This window comes from Burkholderia sp. AU15512 (genome assembly GCF_002223325.1).
In the GTDB taxonomy this organism is placed as follows: Bacteria; Pseudomonadota; Gammaproteobacteria; order Burkholderiales; family Burkholderiaceae; genus Burkholderia.
Genome location: NZ_NKEX01000008.1, coordinates 856,759 through 877,264, shown reverse-complemented (window position 1 = coordinate 877,264; position 20,506 = coordinate 856,759). Strand labels below are relative to the sequence as shown.

Below are 20,506 nucleotides of genomic sequence, written 5' to 3'. Positions count from 1 at the left end.
TTCATCGTGTCGTCGACCGGATGGCCGGTCGCTTATTCGAGCGCCATCACGTCGAGCAGCGCCGCACGAAACGCGGCCATCTCCGCGCCGGTGCCGATCGACACGCGAAGATACGCCGGCGGGCCGGACTCCCGAATCAGGACCCCGTGACGCAGGAGGCCGCTCCAGATCCGGTGCCGATCCGCAAACTCGCCGAACATCACGAAGTTGGCATCGGAATCGGCCACCGTGAGGCCCAGGCCACGCAGCCAGTCGACGGTCGAATCGCGCTCGGCCTTGATCGCCTCGACTTGCGACAGCATCTCGTCGCGCGCGACCAGCGCCGCACAGGCCGCCGCCTGGGTGAACGCGGACAGGTGGTAGGGCAATCGAACCCGCTTCAGACCTTCGACGATCGCAGGCGCACACGCGCAATACCCGACGCGGCCGCCCGCGAACTTGAACGCCTTGCTCAGCGTGCGGGTGACGATGAGCCGGGGATGCTCCGGCAGCAGCGTCACCGCGCTGGGGACGCCGTGACGCCGGAATTCCGCATAGGCCTCGTCGACGACCACCACGCCCGGCGCGACGTCGAGTATCGCGCGGATATCGTCGACCGGCAGCGCGGTGCCGGTCGGGTTGTTCGGCGACGTCAGCAGGATGACGCTCGGCTGGTGCTCGCGGATGCTGTCGAGGGCCTGATCCAGATCCAGCGCGAAATCCCGGGTGCGCGGCAAGGTATGCAGGCGCGTGAAAGTCGTGCGGCAGTATTCGTCATACATGGGATACGCGGGCGTAAAGGCCAGCGCCGATCTCCCGGGGCCGCCGAATGCCTGCAGGATCTGCTGGATCACTTCATTCGAGCCGTTGGCCGCCCAGACGCTCGATGCGTCGACCGCCACGCCGGTGTCGTGCATCAGATACGCCGCCAGATGCGCGCGCAGCTCGGCAAAGTCGCGGTCGGGATAGCGGTTCGCCGCGCGCGCGGCGTCGGCCACCGCGGTCGCGATGCGCTCGACGAGCGCGGGCGACGGCGGATAGGGGTTCTCGTTGACGTTCAGGCAGACCGGCACAGCGAGTTGCGGCGCCCCGTACGCGTGCCGCAACTTGAGATCCTCGCGAAGCGGTAAATCCGACAAGGCGATGTCTTTCCAGGGCTGTTGCATTGAAAACACTCCATACGGGTTCGATTGATCGGCGCGGTCCGCTTTCAAGGCGGCAAAAAACAAAAAAGGCGCCGGAGGCGCCTTGGTTGTCGTCTTGATCGGGCATTCACCCGATGCAATTGCTAGATGCGAAACGAGCCACGGCGCAACAGCGTGCGTCCGTGGTGATGGTGCAGCGAGAGCGTGGTGTTTCGAATCGTCATGCGCTGCATCATGGCATACCGTGATCCGGATGAAAAGCGGCCGGCACCGTGCGGGCCGGAATAACGGCCATTACGTCTGACGATAGACGGTAACAAACGTGGTATTTCGATCAAACGCGAACGAGTGATTTAAACGCGGGCGCCGATTGACTAAGATGCGCAGAAGACGTTCGACAAAAACGCACGGCGCGGGGTGGCCAGATGCAAATGAACGGGTTGATTCCATCCGCATGGATCGATGACGTCTACGCTGCGGCGCTGGGCGATCAGCGATGGGAAACGGTGTTGGACGGGCTGCGATCGTGCGTCGGCGTGCGCATGGTCACGCTGCTGTCATTCGACGATGCGGCGCGGGTGCCGGCGATCGAGCAGGCGGCGGGTGACGACGCGTCATGGGTCGCCGCGTGTTATCACACCTACAACACCGAGTTCTATCGGTACGACCCGGTCGTGCCGGTCGCCGCCGACTGGCCGGCGGGCCGCTGGTTCGAGGACGTCAAGCACCTGTCCGCGCACCAGCGCGCGCACAGCGCGTTCTATCAGGAATTCCTTCACCCTTTCGGGCTCGGCAGCATTTCGGGCCTGTACATCCATCGCAGCGAGGGCTCGGGCGCATTCCTCAGCGTCCAGGGCGGCCTCGAATCGCAGGGGCTGTCCGACGATCAGCGCCACGCGATCGAAAACATGGGGATGCACATCAGCCGTGCGCTGCAGATCCAGGCGCGGATCGGCGAGCTCGAGGCGCGCGTGGCCGCCGCCGAATCGGCGCTCGATGCGCTTCCGGTGCCGGTCTTCCTGCTCGGCGCGCAGCGTGAGTTGCGCTACACAAATCGCGCGGCCGATCAGCTGATCGCGGCGGAACCGGCGCTGCGGGTCGTGAACGGGCGATTCGCGCCGGAAGGCTGCGTCGACGATGCGCAATGGCGGCACGCGTACGCGCGCGGCGGGCTGTTGCTACGGCGCACAACGGGCGAACCGTTGCCGCTGGCGCTGATGCCGGTGCCCGAGCAGTCGCGGCTGATGCGCGAGCGGCCGGGCGTCGCGACGCTGATGACGGCCGCCGACCTGCGTTCGCCGTCGGCCCGTGCGCAGCGGCTGCGCGTGTTTTACGGGCTGTCGTCGGCCGAGGCTGATCTTGCGGTGCTGCTGTGTTGCGACGGGTTGTCGCCGCAGGAATGCGCCGGGTTGCGCGGCGTGTCGATCGGCACGATCCGCACGCAGATCAAGTCGATCTATGCGAAGACGGCGGTGGGGCGGGCGGCGCAGTTGACGTCGCTGGTTATGCAGACGTGAGGGGGCGGGGTGGGGCAAGCGTGGGCGTAGGGGGCCAGGGTATCGGCAACGGCGTGCGCAGAAAATCGGCGACTTACGTCTAGTCGCGCCACCGGTGCTGGGGCGGTGCGTCGGAGGTCGTGCGATTGGCTTACTGCGGCGCCAACGTAGTGGCATTTCGTTGTACTCAGGTGACTGCAGCTGACCCAAAGCGGACGTCCATTCGGCAACGCTGACAGGCTATTCGCTCAGCGCTAAAAACCCTGGGCATTCAGCTATGCTCTGCACACCATGCCTCAGAAGGCGCACCGTATCTTCCGCGCTAAGGGCGGCAATCTCGCCAACCCTTTCCCCTTCGGGGGCAAACAATACGGCCCAAAAACAAAGTTGACGTAGCAACGTGACGAAACCGAGTTCGAGCGGGACGAATGCCGCTTCGTCGTGGTGTGTCTGGCTCCAAGATGCGTAACTGCTCAAGGCAGCGCCGGTCATCCAGGCATACTCCAGGCTTGCAGACCTTTCACTTGCTGGCAACCGGCTCCGAATGAAGTCGGTGACTGGATAAATATGAAATTCGACGCCATCAAGGCCTGGAAATGCATAGCGATTGGGTGCGTCAACCTCCACGACCTCATCGCCCCAGGATCTTGTCTCGGGAGGCAATTGTCGTAGCGTCGATTCCCGTTCGCTTTTATGAAGAACAATACCTAGATTTGCGTTCATGACGTGTCAGGTTTAGCCCATGGAAGTTGTGCAGGATAGGTCTTTCCGCTCCCCTGCGACCTCCGTGGTGTCGACGACCGCTCTTGGCCCACAAGTGCCCGCTCGTCGGGCCGCTACACACCAAAGAGCGCCAGCCCTGCCAGTACGACGCCGATCGCGGCAGCACCCATCGACAGGTGTTGCATCCATTTCCGCCGCGTGAGGATCGTGATCGCAGCAAGTGCGATCGAGATCTGGATGATGGTAGTGGCCTGCGCCCAACGATGATGCCGGTGTAGCCGCTCCTCGCTTGCAGCATTGCTCTTCACAACCTCTTGCTCGAGCGCTTCGGCGCGCTTGCGGATCGGCTCCTTCTCTTCGCGATACCGCGCCGCGTCTGCTTCGAAACGCTTTCTTTGCGGCAATGCTTCCTGGCTCAACGCTGCACCGAGCTCGGCTAGATTCTGCTTCTCGCCCTTTGCCTGGTAATAGGCCCACAGGTTAGCCGCCTCGGTTTTCTGGATCGCGGCCTCGTTCTTGTGCAGCAACGCGAAATTCTCTTCCGCACCGCTCTGGTATGCGGAAATCGCGCCGACACAGGCGAGGACAGCAGTCATCACGGCGATGCGCGCCGCTCCGTGGCTTTCTTCATGCGCCGCGGGGTGCTCTACTGCATGATCGTGCGGGCCGTGAACTTCGAAATCTTCTGGCATGACAAGAACGTTCACATGAGTTGAAGGGCTTGTACGCGGTTCCCACGCACGTGAGGAGCGTGTAGCAAAAGTGGTAGCGCTATCGCTGGGTCGCAGCTCGGTTGGGGCAGTCCGTCCGTGCGAAAGTGTGAACGAACGCACCATGGTGTGCGGACCTCACGCTGTTTGAACGCCGACTCCCGCCAAAAGGGCGACGGTTCGACATTGTGCATGAATTGCCACTTCCCCAGTATGAGTCGACAGCAGTCGACCCGCAGCGGACAATTCCACCGCCCAACTTCGGTCACTCCGACACCAAGAAATTTTGCTGCATCCGGAGAGGCAAGCCATCTGATTGTTGATCTACCTAAAGGCTCAACTCGAGTGCTTCATCATTTTTGGCCGCCAGGAGAAGGAAGTCACGGACTGCTTCTAACTGCGAGATAAGGGTCGCTCGACGCGTCTCCAGAACATGGACGTCCCCTTGTGGGGTCCATCTGTAGACGAAGCTAATAGTCTCGTCTTCCCGCTCCACAAGTTCGCAAATTTGATGTGCCAGCTCACATGCGATTTGGCCAAGTATCGCGGGCTCGGCCACTTCCTCTTCGAACTGATCGAACATTGTCCCGAGCAAGGTGTTTGCCCTTTGCCAGAATTTTGAAACGAACAACCATTCCGAAGCGACCCCATCCAGGACAAAAACAGGCTCCTCAATACAACCAGCGACAAAGAAGCGGGAACTCCTGGCGTTCATAGCAACGTTCGAGTGGACTATCGACATCCAATTGTCGGTGATCTGGGCTGCAGCGTCGAGCGACTGCTCGTGGCCCGGAGCCGCCGTTGGAGTTCCGAGCCAAGCCGGTTACATCGACTTGGTCGAAAGTCCGACAAGCATGGTGCCAGCCGTGCGCCCTACGCGAACATGCGACTTATGCGGTATGAGTCCGGGCGGCGACATCACGGGGTGTTGTCGGCAATGCGTAGAGCGGTCGCAGTTACTTGGTCACGCTGAGTCGCAACACCGTGGCGCCAGTCGCACGTACTCTGGCGCCCTACGGCGGGGTAGGCGTAGGCGCCAGCCGGTACCCGGATTCTGTGTGTTCCTTCCTGGTCGTGACGTGCGCGGCGGTGCATGGCCGGCATGCGCTCCTCACATCGTGCCGACCGGTCGCAATTGTGATCAGTCATCCTACGACAACGGAAAGCGAAGCGAAAGTTTGTTTTCCGGTTCCGATGGAAGTGGCCGGTCGGTCGCCCGGCTTGAACACAAACCCCTTCCCAGAAAACGTTTCGCCCAAACTCGCCTAAACAGAGAAAACGATTCCCTGAAATGCACCCCAACCCCGCCACGACAGCCGCTCTACGGGTATGCACCAAGTGAGTTAAACGATTAACCGACGTACATTCGCGTCAACACGTCATACGACGTATGACTCTGCGGTCAGCGAGCACGGCGCCGAAGAATGCGCATGCCGGCGGATCGCCGCGCAACAACGAGCACAACCATCAAGGAGACTGACGATGAAGCACCGATTCAACCGCTCCCGTATCGCCCTGGCCGTCGCGCTGATGGCCGGCTTCGCGATGTCTGCGCAGGCGCGCGTGTTCCGCTCGGCGGACGTGCACGGCGACAACTTCCCGACCAACATGGCCGTGAAGTTCATGGGCGACGAGCTGTCGAAGCAGACGGGCGGCAAGGATTCGATCAAGGTGTTCGGCAACAGCGCGCTCGGCTCGGAGAAGGACACGGTCGACCAGGTGCGGATCGGCGCGATCGACATGGCACGCGTGAACGGCGCGTCGTTCAACGAGATCGTGCCGGAATCGCTGATCCCGTCGTTCCCGTTCCTGTTCCGCGACGTCGATCATTTCCGCAAGGCGATGTACGGCCCGGCCGGCCAGAAGATCCTCGACGCGTTCACCGCGAAGGGGATGATCGCGCTGACGTTCTACGAGAGCGGCGCGCGCTCGATCTACGCGAAGCGCCCGGTGCGCTCGCCGGCGGACATGAAGGGGCTGAAGGTGCGCGTGCAACCGTCGGACCTGATGGTCGACGAGATCAAGGCGATGGGCGGCACGCCGACGCCGATGCCGTTCGCCGAGGTGTACACGGGCCTGAAGACGGGCCTCGTCGACGCAGCCGAAAACAACCTGCCGTCGTACGAGGAAACCAAGCACTACGAAGTGGCGCCCGACTACTCGGAGACGCAGCACGCGATGACGCCGGAAGTGCTGGTGTTCTCGAAGAAGGTTTGGGACACGCTGTCGCCGCAGGAGCAGGCGGCGATCAGGAAGGCGGCGGCCGATTCGGTGCCGTATTACCAGAAGCTTTGGACGGCACGCGAAGCGTCCGCGCAGCAGCTGGTGACGAAGGGCGGCGCGAAGATCCTGCCGGCCGCGCAGATCGACCGCGCGGCGTTCGTGAAGGCGATGCAGCCGCTGTGGACGAAGTATGAAAAGACGCCGCAGATGAAGCAGATCGTCGACGAGATCGAGGCCACCAAGTGACACGTCGCACTTCCCTGAACGGCGCAACCGCCTCGGGCAGCGGGGCCGCCGCCCCGGACGGCGCAACAGCGCCACGCCCGCATGCCGCGCCGCTGTTGCGCTGCGTGAACGACGTGCTGTTCCGCGTGCTGGCCGTGATCGCGTCGGCGTGTCTCGCGGTGCTGACGGTGCTGGTGTTCTACGCGGTCGTGATGCGCTACGTGTTCGAGAACGCGCCCGATTTCGTGGAGCCGATCGCGCTGCTGCTCGTGATCGTGATCGCGATGTTCGGGGCGGCGATGAAGGTGCGCGACGGTGGCCATATCGGCCTCGATTCGCTCGTGCGCCGGCTGTCGCCGAAGGCGCGCACGGTCGTCATCGCGATCCAGCACCTGAGCCTGATCGCGTTCGCGATCATGATCATGATCGGCTGCGGCAGCATGGCCGCCGAGACGATGGGCGACCGCATCCCGATCATCGGGCTGCCCGAAGGCGTGCGCTACCTGATCGCGATGCCCGCGGCGATCGCCATCATCCTCTTCTCGCTCGAGCACCTGCTCGCGCTTCGTCGTTCTACGCCGGGACAATAACGCCATGGAACTCGCGATCCTGTCCGTCAGCTTTCTGATTTTCCTCGTGCTGGGCGTGCCCGTGTCGTTCGCGCTCGGCATCGCCTGCGTGCTGACCTATCTGGTCGAAGGCTTGCCGATCGCGACCGCGATGCAGGCCATGATCTCGGGAATGAATGCGTTCTCGTTTCTCGCGGTGCCGTTCTTCATCTTCTCCGGCGAACTGATGCTGCATGGCGGCATCGCGGACCGGATCCTGCGCTTCGCGCAGGCGACGGTCGGCCACTTCCGCGGCGGCCTCGGGATGGCGAACGTCGTCGCCTGTACGCTGTTCGGCGGCGTGTCGGGCTCGCCGACCGCCGATACGTCGGCGATGGGCGGCGTGGTGATTCCGCTGATGAAGCGCGAAGGCTACAGCGCCGCGTACGCGGTGAACGTGACGACGCATGCGTCGCTCGCCGGCGCGCTGATGCCGACGTCGACCAACATGATCATCTACGCGTTCGCCGCGCAGGGCATCACCGGGATGCTGCACGGCCAGCCGGTGAGCGGCGTGTCGATCGGCGACCTGCTGTTCTCGGGGCTGCTGCCGGTGTTGTGGGTGATGGGCTTCGTGCTGGCCGCCGCATACTGGCAGGCCGTGCGTCACGGCTATCCGCGCCGTGAAGACGGTTCGTCCGCGCTGCCCGCGTTCCCCGGCTGGTATGCGGTGCTGCGCAGCTTCGTCGGCGCGGTGCCCGGGCTGATGGTGATCGCGATCATCCTCGTGTGCGTCGCGAAGGGGATTGCCACCGCGACCGAAGCGGCCGCGATCGCCGTCGTGTACTCGCTCGTGCTGACCGCGGTGGTCTACCGGACGCTGACGGCGGAGAAGCTGCGTCGCGCGCTGTCGCATGCGGCGCGCACGACGGGCGTCGTGCTGCTGCTGATCGCGGTGTCCAACATGCTGCGCTTCCAGATGTCGTACCTGGAGATCCCGGATGCGATCGAAGGGCTGCTGAAGCAGTCGACCGCCGCGCCGTGGCTGATGCTGCTGTACATCAACATCATCCAGGTGTTCCTCGGCACGTTCGTCGACATGGCCGCGCACATCCTGATCACGACGCCGCTGTTCCTGCCGATCGCGATGGCGTGCGGCGTCGGGCCGGTGCAGTTCGGGATCATGCTGCTGCTGAACTGCTCGCTCGGCCTCGTGCATCCGCCGATCGGCTCGGTGCAGTTCGTCGGCTGCGCGATCGGCAACGTGTCGATCGGCGAGACCACGAAGATGGCGTGGCCGTACTACCTCGCGATCTTCAGTGCGATCAACATCGTCACGTACCTGCCGTTCTTCTCGACGTGGCTGCCGAGCCTGATCAGCGGGCACGCGGTGTTCTGATTTTCGAATCGCGTGCTTCGCCCGACGCGGCGCCGGACGACCGAGGTTGTCCGGCGCCGCGGTCGTTTCTGCGGTGGCCTTTCAAGGCACCGGAACGCACATCGACGCTCAATCCTGCCGCGCCTCCGGCTCGCCGTTGCTGCCCGCCGACCGGTCGTCGCGCCAATCCGCCAGCTCGCGCCACAGCGCCGGGCGCGCATGATCGCGCGGCGGCAGCTGGATCACGTACGCCACCCCTCGCACGTTGACCACGACCCCCGAGTCGGGCAGCGTGGCCGGGATGCCGGCGAACGTCGGTTCGTCATCCGGTTCGGAATCGGTACCCGGGCCGGGCGGATGTCGAAGGATCATGCGAATTCTCCGTGGCGCCGCTTGACGGCGCATCAATAGCGGACACGCCCGATCAGACCCAGCGGGTCGACGGCGTGCTGGACGGCGGCAGCGACTTGCCGTTGAGCGGCCGGCACATGCTTGCGGTAGTACGCGACGTTGACCGGCCCGACGCCATGCTCGGCGCTGAAGCAGCCGCCGGCCCGCACGACGCGGTCGTACAGCGCGCCGCGCAGCGCCACCTGCTGCAGCGGCCCGTAGCGCTCCGCGCAGGCGTGCGGGATCGACACGACGAGATGGCAGCCGCCGTCGCCGAAATGCCCGAACGTGTGACAGCGCAGCGACGGGTGCGCGGTCGCGATCCACTGCTCGGCGTCGGCAACGAACGCGGCCAGCGCACCGCGCGGAAACGACACGTCGAACGACAGCGGGATGCCGTCCTGCGCCACCGCGGCAGGCAGTGCGTCGCGGATCCGCCAGAACCGTTCGGCCGGCGCGCAGGCCGCGTCGAGCACCACGTGTTCGCCCGCGAGCGCGTCGAGTGTCGCGATCGTGCGTTCCTCGAGCAGCGCATCGAGCCCCGGCATGCCGGTCGCGATCTCGACGAGCGCATAGCACGCGGCAGCGTCGGCTTCGAACGGAATGCGTGCCGCCGGAAACGCGGTAGCGACACAGCCGACGGCGGCAGCCGACATGAATTCGAATGCCGACAGCATCTCGCCGAATGCACGCTCGAACGCGAGCAGGCCGGCGAGCGCCGCGTCGTACGACGCGAACGCGACGAACGCCGCGCACGACGATCGTTCTACAGGCGCGAGCGCGAACGACACGGCCGTCACGAGCCCGTTGGCGCCGTTCGCACCGATGAAGCACTGCGTGACGTCGAAGCCCGCGTTGCGCTTGCGTAGCGGCGCAAGCGCGTCGATCACGGTGCCCGCCGCGTCGGCGAGCACAACTTCGACGCCGAGTACGTTGCGGCGCACGTCGCCGTACTTGATCAGGCGGCTGCCGCCCGCGTTCGCGCCGACGAGGCCGCCGGCCGTGGGATCGCTGCCGAGATCGATCGGCAGGCAGAGGCCGGCTTCGGCCGCCACGCGGTTGATGTCGGACAGCCGCACGCCGGCCTCGACCGTGATGCTGCGATTCGCCGCGTCGAACGCACGTACCGCGCGCATCCGGTCGAACGACACCACGCATTGCGTACCGCTGCGATCGGGCACGGCGGCGCCGACGAGCCCGGTGCGCGCACCCTGCGCGATCAACGCGATGCGGTGCGCGACGGCGACTCGGGCGAGCGCGCTCGTGTCGGCGGTCGAGCCCGGCCGTGCGACGCCGAGCGCGATACCGCCGTGGAGCGTCACGTCCGTTACATACGATGAACACTCGTCGGAAGATGCCCCGTCGAGCCAGCCGTCACCGAGCGTCGCGGCGAGCGCGTGCCGCTGCGCGGCGCGGTCGGGCAGCGCGCTCATCGTCAGCCGGCCCGCACGAGCTGCTTGCGCAGCCGGCCGCGCACGACGACCAGCGCGATCAGCGGCACGACGCCGCCCCACAGCGGGCTGTGGCGCATCGCGATCGACACCGCGAGCGCGACGACGGTCACTGCGAGCAGCACGATCGACAGCGAGCGTGCGCGTGCATGGTCGACGAACGTGCCGTCGACGAACCCGCCGTCCGACCACGCGGTATGCACGATGCCGACGACCAGCACGCAGACGAGCATCGCGGCCGGCCCGAGCTCCTCGCCCCACAAACGGCTACCTGTCGGCGACACGAGCGCGAGCACCGCGCCGATCACGAGGAACAGGTCGACGCCGATCGCGATGCTGTTGCGGTCCGCGCGGCGGATCAGCCACGCACCATGCACGAGCGCGAGCACGCCGCCGATCAGGAACGCATGCGTCCAGCGCACGTCCGGCTGCTCGGGGCCGAGCCGGCCGTAGAACAGGAACACGATCGCCGGCAGGAAGTTGCTCGCGTGCAGCAGGTAGTCGGTGATGGGATTGCTCGATTTCATCGGGGGATTCTCCTTCGTCGAAACATCGAAACAGTGAAACAGCGGGCGACGCGTCACGCGTCGTGCCAGCGGAACAGCCGCGCGGCGGCGAACAGGAACAGCGCGGTGCTCGCGGTCATGCCGAGCAGTTGCGGCGCGAGCTGCGCATACGGGGCGCCGTCGACCAGCGCGCCGCGCAGCGCGACCGCGAACTGGTTGGTCGGTAGGAACGCGAGCACCGCCTTCAGCCAGGCCGGCGCGTCGTGCATCGGGATCGTCAGGTCGCTGAAAAACAGCAGCGGGTAGTAGGTGACGTTGCACGCGAGTTCGGCGGCAGCCAGCGATTTGGCGCGGCTCGCGAGCAGTACGCCGATGCTGAGCACCATCGCCGCGCCGAGCAGCACGATCGGCAGCGCGCGCAGCCCGTCCGGCGTCGCGATCGGCAGTGCGATGCCGAACGCGACGCGCGCGACGGTCAGCAGCACGAGCGCCGACAGCGCCATCATGATCATCCGCGCGACGATCAGCGCGGCGAGGAACACGCCACGCGAGACCGGGAAGCACACGTACAGCTTGAACGTATTGCGTTCGCGCAGCGACGCGATCGCGGTCGTCGTCGAGTTGAGGCCGATCGCCATGAACGCCATCACGAGAATGCCGGTCGCGAAGAACGCGCCATAGTCGAACGGGCGGCGCGCGGGTGCCGCGTTCTCGAAGCGCGCCTGCGCGGCGGGCAGCCCGAGCCGCTGCGCGGCGCAGCGCGCGAGCGCGATCTCGACGACGCGCGATGCGGCCTTGACCGCGAGCGAGCCGTTGAAGTCGTAGCGGATCGTGGCCGGCGTGCGCTCGTCGTGGCCGAGCACGACGGTCACGCGGTCGGCCGCCGCGCCGCGGCCGTCGAAGGTCGCCTTCACCGTGTCGCTGTGTGTGAGGCTGTCGACGATCTGCGCTTCGCAGGCGCGGCTGTACGGGGTCGCGCCGCCGGGGACGACGAACGCGATGTCCGCGGTGCCGAGCGAACCCGAGCCGCCGAACGCGAACAGCATCACGCTCAGCAGGAACACCGGGAACACGAGTGTCCAGAACAGCGACGAGCGGCTGCGCAGATAGCCGAGCAGCTCGTTGCGCACGAGAATCAGGAACACCTTAGTCATGGATGGGGCCCTCGGTACAGAGGCGCAGCAGGTCGCCCGGCGTGCTCGGCGCGAGCGCGAGGTGCTGGATGCCCTGTTCGCCGACGATGCGGTGCACGTTCGGATGCAGCGTCGCATCGCCGAACACCTCGACGACATGCGCGGCCGACACGCGCACGCCGGTCACGCCCGGCAGCGCCGCGAGCCGCTTGCGTAGCGCGCGTGCGTCGGCTTCGTCGCGGCAGTGCAGGACCGCGCGCGCCTCGCCGACGAGCTCGGCGCGCAGCGTGTCCCTGTCGCCCTGGTAGCGCACGCCGCCGTCGCGCACCCACACGAGATCGTCGACGACGGCCAGCTCTTCCTCGGCGTGGCAGATCATCGCGACGCTCGTGCCGCGTGCACGGTGGCGCAGCAGGTCGATCACGACGCCCGCGTAACGACGGTCGAGGCCCGTGAACGGTTCATCGAGCACGGCCAGCTCGGGCCGGTGCGCGAGCGCGACGTAGAGATCGATGCGCTGGCGCTGCCCCTTCGACAGCGCGCGGCACGGCTTGTCGAGGAGTTCGGCGATGCCGAGCGCATCCGTGACCGCGGCGTCCGCACGCACGTACATCGCGCGGTGTAGCGCGACGATCTCCGACACGCGGAGATGGTCGGGATACTCGACCTTCTGCAATTGCGCGCCGATGCGCCGCAACGACGGCGTATCGCGCATGAAGCGCGCGGCCGGCACGTCGAGCACGCGCACGTCGGTGCCGCCGCGCCGGAAGCCGAGCAGCGTTTCGAGCAGCGTGGTCTTGCCGGAGCCGTTCGGCCCGACGATCGCGGTGATTGCACCGAGCCGGAATCGCACATGCCGTGCGGAGAAATGAAAATCGCCGGCCGCGACGTCGATCGCGCGCGCGCCGAGCGCAGCACCCGGCGAGTGCGCATCGGGCAGCGGCTGCGTGCCGGCACGCAGCGGCCGGTCGAACGCGGTGTGCGGGCCGAACAGCGCGCGCACGGAGGCGAGGAACGAATCGCTCATCGTCGGCTTCCTGTCAGTCGAACAGCATGACCTGCGTGTCGCGCGCGCCCCGGTACGGGTTGCGGCCGTGCGCGACCAGCATGTTGTCGACGACGAGCACGTCGCCGGCCTGCCACGGGAACGCGCGCTCCTCGTCGTCGAACGCGTCGTAGATCGCGACGAGATCGTCGAACGGCATCGGCGACCCGTCGCCATAGCGGATCTCGTACGGGAACGCCGCGCGCCCGGCGTACATGCGCTGCAGGTAGCGGTAGCTGAGCTCGCCCATCGAGCGCGGGTTCGGGTGCTGCGCGCTCGCCTGGTTGAACCACACGGTTTCGCCGGTGCGCGGATGCGTGCGCAGCGCGCTGCCGACGTGCGACACCGTCACGCTGCCGTCGTCGAGCCAGCGGCAGCCGACGCCGCGCTCCGCGCACAGCCGCTCGACCTCGTCGCGCTCGGTCGTGCCGAACGCGTCGTCCCACGGCCGGTGGTATTCGGCGAACGGCATGCCCGGATGGGCGGCGAGGCTGTCCGCGCGCGCGCCGGGCGCCGCGAAATTGCGCAGGTACATCACGCCGCGTTCGGCGAACCGTTCGCGCAGTGCGGCCGGCACGCGCGCCGTCACGCGGCGCATGTCGCAGATCGGCGTCTCGCCGCCCGCGTCGGCCGGCTGCCGGCAATAGAACGCGACGAGGCGCGGAAACGCGGGCATGTAGGCCATCTCCTGGTGCAGCCCGATCTTGAACGGCGGCGGCATGCGGGTCGACTCGTACACCTGGCCGTCGATCTGCTTGCGCGGCGCGGCGCCGGCCGTATAGCCGTTCGCGTGCGGTGGATACAGCGCACCGAGCTGGCCGAACGCGGCGGTGTCGGGCACCGCGAAGCCGCGCCACAGCAGCGCGCCGCACGCGTCGAGCAGCGTGTCGATCGTGTCGAGCCGCGAGCGGTACCACGCGACGAACATCTCCGGCGAGGTCGCGAGTTCGGCGCTGCGCGGCGTCACGCACAGCGGCAGCGTCGCGCCGGGCGCGACCGCCGCGCAGTGCACGTCGTCGGCACCGAGCCGCACGGCGGCGTGCGCGGCGAGGAAGGCGAGGTCGGTCATCACTCAGGCCAGCGCCGGTTTCTTCAGCAGGATCTCGAAGCCGAGCGCGCCGAGCCCGGCGCTCGGGCTGTAGATCGACGCGACTGCCGCGAGACCGGCTTCGGCGACGAGCGCATGCGCTTCGTCGAGCGTGATCTTTTCCTCGACGTGGGTCGGCGGATAGTCGGCGGCGGCGCGCATCTCGGTGAAGCGGTCGAGCAGGTGCTGCGGCGCGTCGCGGCGCATGTCGTGCACGAGCGCGATGCCGCCCGGTTCCAGCACGCGATACATCTCGGTGAGGCTCAATGCCTTGTCCGGCAGGTGGTGCAGCGTCGCGCGGCCGACGGCCATCGTCAGCGTGCCGTCGTCGAACGGGAGTGCCAGCGCATCGCCGACGCGCATCTCGATCGTGTCGTCGAGATCGAGTTCGTGGATGCGCGGGCGGCCTTCGTCGAGCATCGCCGGATCGAGGTCGATGCCGACGTAGCGCCAGCCGCGCATCGCCGGGTCGGTCGCGAGCCGCACCGGCACGACGCCGGTGGCCGTGCCGATGTCGGCGATCACGCCGGGCGTCATTCCGCGGGCGAGCTGGCGGATGCGGCTGATGAACAGCAGGTCCCACGGTTCGAGCGTTTCGGTGGCGAAGCGATCGTAGTCGTTCGCCGGGCGCAGGTTCTTGAGCAGCATGACGGTCCTTTTGCGGAGTGCGGAGGGATGAGGGTTCACAGCCAGCCGACCGGCACGGCGGCCAGCAGCCGTCGCGCGGTCGCGCTGTTGACGCCGAAAGACGGGCGGCGACGCCGCTCGACCGCATGCGCGGCCATCGCCGCGATGCGCGCGCCGAGCCCGACGCCGACGCCCCATGACGGCGCGGCGACACCGAGTTCGAGCAGCGTCGCGGCCGTCAGGAAATCGATGTTCGGGCGCAACGCGCGGCGGGCGTCGGCTTGCGCGCAGCACGCGTCGAACAGCGTCATGTAGGCGCCATCGAAGCCTTGCGCCGCGAACCGCGCGCGCATGTGCGGCGGACGCGGATCCGCGACGAACAGCGGATGGCCGAAGCCGTACAGCGTGCGTTTCGCGTCGAGCGTGGCGTCGATCGCCGCGCGCCCGGTTGCGTCGAGCGCGGCAGGCGGTGCGCCGGTGCCGCCCGGCACCGACTGCACGAGCGCGGCGAGCCACTGCATCGCTTCGAGCGCCGCGCCGACGTGCGACGGCCCGCTCGCGAGGAAACCGGACGCGATCGCCTGCGTGAGCGTGACGCCGGTGCCGATCGCGATCCGCGGCGCGAGCACGGTCGGCGTGATGTAGCCGAAGCCGGCGTGCCACGCGACGAGCAGCATGTCCATCGCCGCTTGAGCCGCTGCGTCGTTGCGCGTCGCGCCGGTCAGCATGAGCATGCGTTGGGCTTGTGTCGTCGCACCGTCCAAAGATCCACAGGCTGCTTCATGGCGTGCGGCGAACGGGCGGCCTTCGATCGCCGCGTGCAGCAGGAACGGCGCGGCGGCCGCGCACAGCAGCATCGTGTCGAGATCGGCGTCGTCCGGCGCGTCGCCATGCATGCGGGCCGTCACGTCGTCGAAGCCGCGCAGCAGGCCGGACGCCGTGGCAAACACCGGCGCGACACCCGCCGCGCCGAGATCCGCGGCGACGGATTGCGCGGCACTCCCGGGTGCCAGTGCATCGGCGAACGCCGCGAGCCGCGTGCCGATTGCCGCTTCGTGTGCGCGATGCGCGGCGCTGCCGGGCGCGACGTCGAACCACAGGTGCGCGAGCGCGCCTTCGAACGTCGTCCCGCCGATCAGCGCGTTCAGGTCGAGATCGCGCACGCGCAGCGCTTCAGGTTCGAGCGTCGCGCCGTCGATGTCGGTGCCGCGATGGCGCGTCGCGGGGCGGCCGAGCAGGTTGCGTGGCGCTTCGCCCGCCGAGGTGGTTGCGGCAGTCGAAGCGGTCGTACCGGAATCGAGCGTCGTCTCCATGTCATTCCACCTGCGCGAGTTCGTCGCTGCTGACGCTGATCGCCGCATGCGCCATCGCAGCGATCACGGCTGCGTGCTGGTCCACCACGGGCAGCACGTTCGCGAAGTAATAGCGCGCGCTTTTCAGCTTGCCGCGATAGAACGCGAGTTCGGCCGGCGTGTCGGCGGTGTCCGGCGCGTCGAGCCGGCGCGCGGCGATCGTCGCCGATTCGAGCAGCACCCACGCCGACGTGACGACGCCGAACATCTCGAGAAAGCGCGTGTAGAACTGGCTGCTGCGGTGCGTGTGACCGTCCTGCACGTCGCGCGCGATGTCGTCGAGCGCGGTGGCGATCCGGTCGGCGCCCGTGCGCAGCGTATCGAACAGCGGGCGCAGCTCCGCATGCGTGCCGGTGTGATGCTGGCGCGCGAGGAACACGTCGAGTTCGTCGCGGTAGTACTGGATCAGCCGCGAATGGCGGCCGAAGCCGAGCTTGTCGCGCACGAGGTCCTGTGCCTGGATGTAGTTCGTGCCTTCCCAGATCGACAGGATCTTCACGTCGCGCGCGTTCTGTTCGACGGGGCTCGCATCGGTATAGCCGAGCCCGCCGTGCACCTGGATCGCGGTTTCGCAGATCCGCCATGCCTGGTCGGAGATGAACGCCTTGCAGATCGGCGTCAGCAGCAGCTGCAGCTTGCGGTGGCGCTCGATCTCGGCCGGGTCGGCGTCGGGCGTCGCTTCGAGCATCGCCGCGCGCGTGGCGGTCGCGGCGAGCTTGCCGAGCAGGCCGCGGCAGCCGTCGACGCGGCTCTTCATGTCGACCAGCATGCGCTGCACGTCCGCGTGCTCGACGATCGCCACGCGCGCCGCGTGGGTGTTCGACGCGCGTTCGATCGGCCGGCCCTGCAGCCGGCGGCCCGCATACTCGACCGCATGCAGGTACGCGCTCGACGCGACGCCGACGCCGAACATCCCGGTGCTCATCCGTGCCTGGTTCATCAGCGGCATCAACTGCAACAGGCCGACGTTGCGCCGGCCGCCGAGCAGCCAGCCTTTGGTCGTGCCGTTCGAACCGAATACGAGGTGCGTGTTCGCGCAGCCCTTGAGCCCCATCTTGCGCGGCAGCCCGATGCAGTCGACATGGTTCGACTGCAGCTCGCCCGTCTCCTCGTCCGGCCAGAAGCGCGGCACGACGAGGCACGACAGCGAGAACGAGTCCGGCGACGCGGTGTCGATGCGGCCGAGCACGAAATACAGCGTGTTCTCGGTCAGCTCGTGCATGCCGGCCGAGATGTAGACCTTCTCGCCGTCGATCGCGTAGAGGTCGCGTTCGAGCGGCGTCGCGCGCAGCGCGACCGCGGTGAGGTCGGTGCCGGCCTGCGGTTCGGTCGCGCAGAAGCAGGCATCCCAGCGGTACGCCTCGAGCGGTGCGATCAGCGCCTTCTGATGCGGCGTGCCGTGCATCTGCAGCAGCTTGATCGCGGGGCGCGTGAAGCCGCCGTACGTCATGAACGACGGGTTCGCGCCCATGAACATCTCGTAGATCATCTGCGTGACGATCGGCGGCAGCCCGTGCGCGGTGCCGAACAGCGTGTTCGACCATTCGTCGCGAAAGCGCGCCCACAGCGCGTGGAAATGCGACGGAATGCGCACCTGGCCGTCGTCGAGCAGCGTGCAGCCCTCGACGTCCGCCTGCTGGTAGCTGCGCCCGAGGTCGAGCGCGAAATCGCGTGCGCGTTCGAGCAGCGCGTCGATCGATGCGCGGTCGTGCGTGCCGTACAGGCCGTGTTCCGCGAGGAACCGCTTGTCGGCTTCGAACAGTTCCCACAGAAAGAAGCGCAGCTCGCGCAGGCTCACCTTGTAGGCGCTCATCACGCGTCTCCTTCGATATCGAGCGCGGCATCGAGGCCGCCGGCGAGGTCGACGACGGCTGCCGCCGCCGCGCCATGCAGCGCCGCATCCCACACGAGCACCGTGCGGCGCTCGCCTTCGTCGAGTGCGCCGGCGAGCCGGATCAGCGCAGCGGCCGATTCGGCCGACGACAGGTGGCCGGCCGCTTCATGCTGGATGCGGGCGGCGACCGGGATCGACGCGGCGTCGGCCACGCGCGCCGCGAAGCCCGGATCGAAGCCGGGCGGCACGCACCAGTCGATCTCGCCGGCGCGCAGCCCGGCCAGGTCGAGCGCGCGGCGGATCGCACGCGCGGCGACCGGCGCGAGCGCGTCGCGCAATGTGCCGGGCGCGTCGGCCCACGGATCGGCGATCGACGGCCCGAATTCCATCGCGACGGACCGCACGCCGCCCCAGTCGGCCGGCTCGGGCGCCGGGCCGGCGCGCGACACGAGCAGCGCGGCGGCCGCGTCGCCGTAGCCGACCAGGTCGCCGAACTGGCGGAAGAACGGGTAGAGCCACTTGTCGCTGAGGATCACGAGCGCCTGGTCGCCTTCGTCGAGCAGCCCGTCGAGCAGCATCAGCGCCGAATACCAGCCGAGCGTGCCGTTCTGGCCGAGCGCGAACGGCGTCACGCGCTGCAGCCCGAGCTCGTACTGCATGCGGCCGACGACCGAATCGCCGATCCCTTCGTTGAGCGCGCAGCTCGCGACGATCACGTGGGTCGTGCGGGCCAGTTGCCCGGAGCCGAGCTGGTCGCGAAGGTCGAGCGCCGCGTCGGCGGCGAGATCGGCGAGGCTGCGCCCGGGCGGCGCGACCCGCAGCGTGGGCCGGCCGCCCGGCGCGAGGCGCGTGCCTTCGTCGGGCGTCAGTGCGCCCATTCCGCGCGGCCGCGCGAAGCGCGCCTGCGGCAGCAGCAGGTGCCGGTAGCCGGGATGGCGTTCCTGCGCCTGGATCGCGCTGAACACGACGGCGGGCGGCAGCACCACGACGCCGCCCGACAGGGCCAGCGTGCCGGGCTCGGCGATGCGGCGCGCGCCGAGGCAGGTTTCATCGAGCGTCGACAGGGTCATGCGGCGGTCTCCTCGTTCGTGGGCGCGAACGCATCGCGATACTGGTTTTTCAGCGCGGGGCGGTCGATCTTGCCGTTCGGGTTGCGCGGCAACGCCGGCAGCGGCTCGACGACGAGCGGGCTCATGTAGGTCGGCAACGCGTCGCGGCAGGCGCGCGCGATGTCGGCGCGGCATGCTTCGGCATCGAGCGTCGACACGACGCATGCGGCGATCGCCTCGCCGAGCGATGCATGCGGCACGCCGAACACGGCCGCCTCGCGGATATGGGGCAGTGCGAACAGCACGTCCTCGACTTCGGTCGGGCTCACGCGATAGCCGGACGTCTTGATCATGTCGTCGCCGCGCGCGACGAAATACAGGTAGCCGTCCACATCGCGACGCACGATGTCGCCGGACCACACGGCGACGTCGGCGCGCGGGATCTCGCCGTGCCGGCGCGGCAGCGGGCGAAAGCGCTGCGCGGTCAGCTCGGGCCGGTTCCAGTAGCCGAGCGTGACGAACGCGCCGCGATGCACGAGTTCGCCGGGTTCGTCGGCCGCGCATTCGCTGCCGTCCGCGCGCAGCACGAGGATCTCGGCGTTCGGTACAGCCTTGCCGATCGACGTCGGGCGCAGTGCCGCGTCGCCCGGGGGCAGGTAGGTCGAGCGGAACGCTTCGGTCAGCCCGTACATCAGGTACGGCGCGGCGTTCGTGAACACCGCCTGCAGGCGGTGCAGCAGCGGCGTCGCGAGATGGCCGCCGGTGTTCGCGAAGCGGCGGATCCGCGTGCGCGCCGTGTCGCTCCAGCCGGCGGACGCGAGCTGCATCCACAACGGCGGCACGCCGGTGATCGACGTCACGCCGAACGCGTCGCAATGGCGCGGCACTTCGGCCGGCTGCAGGAAGTCGAGCGGTGCGTAGCACGCGCCGGCGGCCAGCGCGGTCGTGAGCTGGCTCAGGCCCGCGTCGAAGCTGAGCGGCAGCACGCCGAGCACGACGTCGTCGTCGGCCAGCCCCTGGTACGCGGCGACGCTGAATGCACCCGACACGAGGTTGCGATGCGACACGACCACGCCTTTCGGCTTGCCGGTCGAGCCGGACGTGTAGAGCAGCGCGGCGGGATCGTCGTCCACCGGCCGGCCGGCGGGGGCCGGTGCCGGTGAATCCGTGCCGGGCGCGTGGATCGCGTCGGCCAGTTCCTCGATCAGCATCGCGCGTTCGCCGACGAGCGCGGCGAGCGCCGGCAGGCGCTTCAACCGCTGCGCGCCGGTCATGAACAGCGCCGCGCCGCTGTCGGTGACGATGTGTTCGATCTGCGCTTCCTTCAACTGCGGATTGACCGGCACGAAGATCGCGCCGAGCGCGTTGGCCGCGAGCATCGCGACCACGGTTTCGATGCGTTTCGGCGCGTAGATGGCGACGCGCTCGCCGGGCTGCACGCCGCGTGACGCGAGCGCGGCGGCCGCGCGGCGGACCGCGCGTGCGAGTTGTTCGTAAGTCATCGTGCCGCCGCCGTCGGCATACGCGGGATGCTGCGGCCAGCGCGCGGCGCCGTGTTCGAGCAGGTCGGCGACGCTGATCAGGGCGTTCATGATCGGCTTCTCT

The 20,506-nt window shown here is 67.8% G+C and carries 19 protein-coding genes; 4 read left to right on the top strand and 15 right to left on the bottom strand.

Going from position 1 to position 20,506, the window contains the following annotated elements:
* Nucleotides 1-32: 32 nt before the first annotated feature.
* Nucleotides 33-1,145, bottom strand: a complete 1,113-nt coding sequence (locus tag CFB43_RS36205) for a histidinol-phosphate transaminase (protein WP_089498845.1) — start codon at nt 1,143-1,145, stop codon at nt 33-35.
* Between the two features lie 485 nt (nt 1,146-1,630).
* Between CFB43_RS36205 and CFB43_RS36200 the strand changes: the two genes are divergently transcribed.
* On the top strand, nt 1,631-2,641 hold the full coding sequence (locus tag CFB43_RS36200; protein WP_256990219.1) for a helix-turn-helix transcriptional regulator: 1,011 nt from the start codon (nt 1,631-1,633) through the stop codon (nt 2,639-2,641).
* Between the two features lie 219 nt (nt 2,642-2,860).
* Here CFB43_RS36200 and CFB43_RS36195 read toward each other — a convergent pair whose 3' ends face one another.
* The 3 genes from CFB43_RS36195 to CFB43_RS36185 form a co-directional block, all read right to left on the bottom strand.
* Nucleotides 2,861-3,343, bottom strand: coding sequence for a hypothetical protein (locus tag CFB43_RS36195; protein ID WP_089498843.1), 483 nt, complete (start codon nt 3,341-3,343; stop codon nt 2,861-2,863).
* Nucleotides 3,344-3,456: 113 nt separating this feature from the next.
* Nucleotides 3,457-4,035 carry a DUF4337 domain-containing protein gene (locus tag CFB43_RS36190; protein ID WP_089498842.1) on the bottom strand — a complete coding sequence of 193 codons (579 nt, stop codon included), beginning with the start codon at nt 4,033-4,035 and terminating at the stop codon, nt 3,457-3,459.
* Nucleotides 4,036-4,381: 346 nt separating this feature from the next.
* Nucleotides 4,382-4,768 carry a hypothetical protein gene (locus CFB43_RS36185; protein WP_089498841.1) on the bottom strand — a complete coding sequence of 129 codons (387 nt, stop codon included), beginning with the start codon at nt 4,766-4,768 and terminating at the stop codon, nt 4,382-4,384.
* A gap of 767 nt (nt 4,769-5,535) precedes the next feature.
* Here CFB43_RS36185 and CFB43_RS36180 point away from each other — a divergent pair.
* Genes CFB43_RS36180 through CFB43_RS36170 form a run of 3 tightly spaced genes read left to right on the top strand, consistent with a single transcriptional unit; the run spans nt 5,536 to nt 8,448 of the window.
* Nucleotides 5,536-6,522, top strand: coding sequence for a TRAP transporter substrate-binding protein (locus CFB43_RS36180; RefSeq protein ID WP_089429836.1), 987 nt, complete (start codon nt 5,536-5,538; stop codon nt 6,520-6,522).
* A complete protein-coding gene (locus tag CFB43_RS36175; protein WP_089498840.1) occupies nt 6,519-7,091 on the top strand; it encodes a TRAP transporter small permease in 573 nt (190 codons plus the stop codon). Before CFB43_RS36180 ends, CFB43_RS36175 begins: the two co-directional genes overlap by 4 nt.
* Nucleotides 7,092-7,095: 4 nt before the next feature.
* Nucleotides 7,096-8,448 carry a TRAP transporter large permease gene (locus tag CFB43_RS36170; RefSeq protein ID WP_089429834.1) on the top strand — a complete coding sequence of 451 codons (1,353 nt, stop codon included), beginning with the start codon at nt 7,096-7,098 and terminating at the stop codon, nt 8,446-8,448.
* Nucleotides 8,449-8,556: 108 nt separating this feature from the next.
* Here CFB43_RS36170 and CFB43_RS36165 read toward each other — a convergent pair whose 3' ends face one another.
* The 11 genes from CFB43_RS36165 to CFB43_RS36115 are packed head-to-tail and all read right to left on the bottom strand — an operon-like array spanning nt 8,557 to nt 20,493.
* Nucleotides 8,557-8,799 (bottom strand): hypothetical protein, encoded by a 243-nt coding sequence (locus CFB43_RS36165; RefSeq protein WP_089498839.1) that lies wholly within the window; start codon nt 8,797-8,799, stop codon nt 8,557-8,559.
* Nucleotides 8,800-8,831: 32 nt separating this feature from the next.
* Nucleotides 8,832-10,250 carry an FAD-binding oxidoreductase gene (locus CFB43_RS36160; protein ID WP_089498838.1) on the bottom strand — a complete coding sequence of 473 codons (1,419 nt, stop codon included), beginning with the start codon at nt 10,248-10,250 and terminating at the stop codon, nt 8,832-8,834.
* A gap of 2 nt (nt 10,251-10,252) precedes the next feature.
* The gene (locus CFB43_RS36155) at nt 10,253-10,795 is read right to left on the bottom strand and encodes a hypothetical protein (protein WP_059590725.1); all 543 of its coding nucleotides are present in this window, start codon (nt 10,793-10,795) and stop codon (nt 10,253-10,255) included.
* 53 nt (nt 10,796-10,848) lie between these two features.
* The gene (locus CFB43_RS36150) at nt 10,849-11,928 is read right to left on the bottom strand and encodes an ABC transporter permease (RefSeq protein WP_089498837.1); all 1,080 of its coding nucleotides are present in this window, start codon (nt 11,926-11,928) and stop codon (nt 10,849-10,851) included.
* Nucleotides 11,921-12,934 (bottom strand): ATP-binding cassette domain-containing protein, encoded by a 1,014-nt coding sequence (locus CFB43_RS36145; protein ID WP_089498836.1) that lies wholly within the window; start codon nt 12,932-12,934, stop codon nt 11,921-11,923. Before CFB43_RS36145 ends, CFB43_RS36150 begins: the two co-directional genes overlap by 8 nt.
* 13 nt (nt 12,935-12,947) lie before the next feature.
* Nucleotides 12,948-14,021: a TauD/TfdA family dioxygenase gene (locus CFB43_RS36140; RefSeq protein ID WP_089498835.1), complete on the bottom strand. Its 1,074-nt coding sequence runs from the start codon at nt 14,019-14,021 to the stop codon at nt 12,948-12,950.
* Between the two features lie 3 nt (nt 14,022-14,024).
* The gene (locus CFB43_RS36135) at nt 14,025-14,687 is read right to left on the bottom strand and encodes a class I SAM-dependent methyltransferase (protein ID WP_039347774.1); all 663 of its coding nucleotides are present in this window, start codon (nt 14,685-14,687) and stop codon (nt 14,025-14,027) included.
* 35 nt (nt 14,688-14,722) lie between these two features.
* Nucleotides 14,723-15,979 (bottom strand): citrate/2-methylcitrate synthase, encoded by a 1,257-nt coding sequence (locus CFB43_RS36130; RefSeq protein WP_089498834.1) that lies wholly within the window; start codon nt 15,977-15,979, stop codon nt 14,723-14,725.
* A gap of 1 nt (nt 15,980) precedes the next feature.
* On the bottom strand, nt 15,981-17,831 hold the full coding sequence (locus CFB43_RS36125; RefSeq protein WP_179254981.1) for an acyl-CoA dehydrogenase: 1,851 nt from the start codon (nt 17,829-17,831) through the stop codon (nt 15,981-15,983).
* Complete coding sequence (locus CFB43_RS36120) at nt 17,831-18,922, bottom strand: hypothetical protein (protein ID WP_089498832.1); 1,092 nt, start codon at nt 18,920-18,922, stop codon at nt 17,831-17,833. Before CFB43_RS36120 ends, CFB43_RS36125 begins: the two co-directional genes overlap by 1 nt.
* On the bottom strand, nt 18,919-20,493 hold the full coding sequence (locus CFB43_RS36115; RefSeq protein WP_089498831.1) for an acyl-CoA ligase (AMP-forming), exosortase A system-associated: 1,575 nt from the start codon (nt 20,491-20,493) through the stop codon (nt 18,919-18,921). The genes CFB43_RS36120 and CFB43_RS36115 overlap by 4 nt, the downstream gene beginning before the upstream one ends.
* Nucleotides 20,494-20,506 lie beyond the last annotated feature (13 nt).

What these genes read in the sequence shown, in the direction of transcription:
- CFB43_RS36125 (WP_179254981.1), bottom strand. Translation starts at nt 17,831, where the DNA reads ATGAGCGCCTACAAGGTGAGCCTGCGCGAGCTGCGCTTCTTTCTGTGG.
- CFB43_RS36195 (WP_089498843.1), bottom strand. Translation starts at nt 3,343, where the DNA reads ATGAACGCAAATCTAGGTATTGTTCTTCATAAAAGCGAACGGGAATCG.
- CFB43_RS36180 (WP_089429836.1), top strand. Translation starts at nt 5,536, where the DNA reads ATGAAGCACCGATTCAACCGCTCCCGTATCGCCCTGGCCGTCGCGCTG.
- CFB43_RS36150 (WP_089498837.1), bottom strand. Translation starts at nt 11,928, where the DNA reads ATGACTAAGGTGTTCCTGATTCTCGTGCGCAACGAGCTGCTCGGCTAT.
- CFB43_RS36140 (WP_089498835.1), bottom strand. Translation starts at nt 14,021, where the DNA reads ATGACCGACCTCGCCTTCCTCGCCGCGCACGCCGCCGTGCGGCTCGGT.
- CFB43_RS36160 (WP_089498838.1), bottom strand. Translation starts at nt 10,250, where the DNA reads ATGAGCGCGCTGCCCGACCGCGCCGCGCAGCGGCACGCGCTCGCCGCG.
- CFB43_RS36130 (WP_089498834.1), bottom strand. Translation starts at nt 15,979, where the DNA reads ATGGAGACGACGCTCGATTCCGGTACGACCGCTTCGACTGCCGCAACC.
- CFB43_RS36190 (WP_089498842.1), bottom strand. Translation starts at nt 4,035, where the DNA reads ATGCCAGAAGATTTCGAAGTTCACGGCCCGCACGATCATGCAGTAGAG.
- CFB43_RS36135 (WP_039347774.1), bottom strand. Translation starts at nt 14,687, where the DNA reads ATGCTGCTCAAGAACCTGCGCCCGGCGAACGACTACGATCGCTTCGCC.
- CFB43_RS36155 (WP_059590725.1), bottom strand. Translation starts at nt 10,795, where the DNA reads ATGAAATCGAGCAATCCCATCACCGACTACCTGCTGCACGCGAGCAAC.
- CFB43_RS36120 (WP_089498832.1), bottom strand. Translation starts at nt 18,922, where the DNA reads ATGACCCTGTCGACGCTCGATGAAACCTGCCTCGGCGCGCGCCGCATC.
- CFB43_RS36170 (WP_089429834.1), top strand. Translation starts at nt 7,096, where the DNA reads ATGGAACTCGCGATCCTGTCCGTCAGCTTTCTGATTTTCCTCGTGCTG.
- CFB43_RS36115 (WP_089498831.1), bottom strand. Translation starts at nt 20,493, where the DNA reads ATGAACGCCCTGATCAGCGTCGCCGACCTGCTCGAACACGGCGCCGCG.
- CFB43_RS36185 (WP_089498841.1), bottom strand. Translation starts at nt 4,768, where the DNA reads ATGAACGCCAGGAGTTCCCGCTTCTTTGTCGCTGGTTGTATTGAGGAG.
- CFB43_RS36145 (WP_089498836.1), bottom strand. Translation starts at nt 12,934, where the DNA reads ATGAGCGATTCGTTCCTCGCCTCCGTGCGCGCGCTGTTCGGCCCGCAC.
- CFB43_RS36205 (WP_089498845.1), bottom strand. Translation starts at nt 1,145, where the DNA reads ATGCAACAGCCCTGGAAAGACATCGCCTTGTCGGATTTACCGCTTCGC.
- CFB43_RS36165 (WP_089498839.1), bottom strand. Translation starts at nt 8,799, where the DNA reads ATGATCCTTCGACATCCGCCCGGCCCGGGTACCGATTCCGAACCGGAT.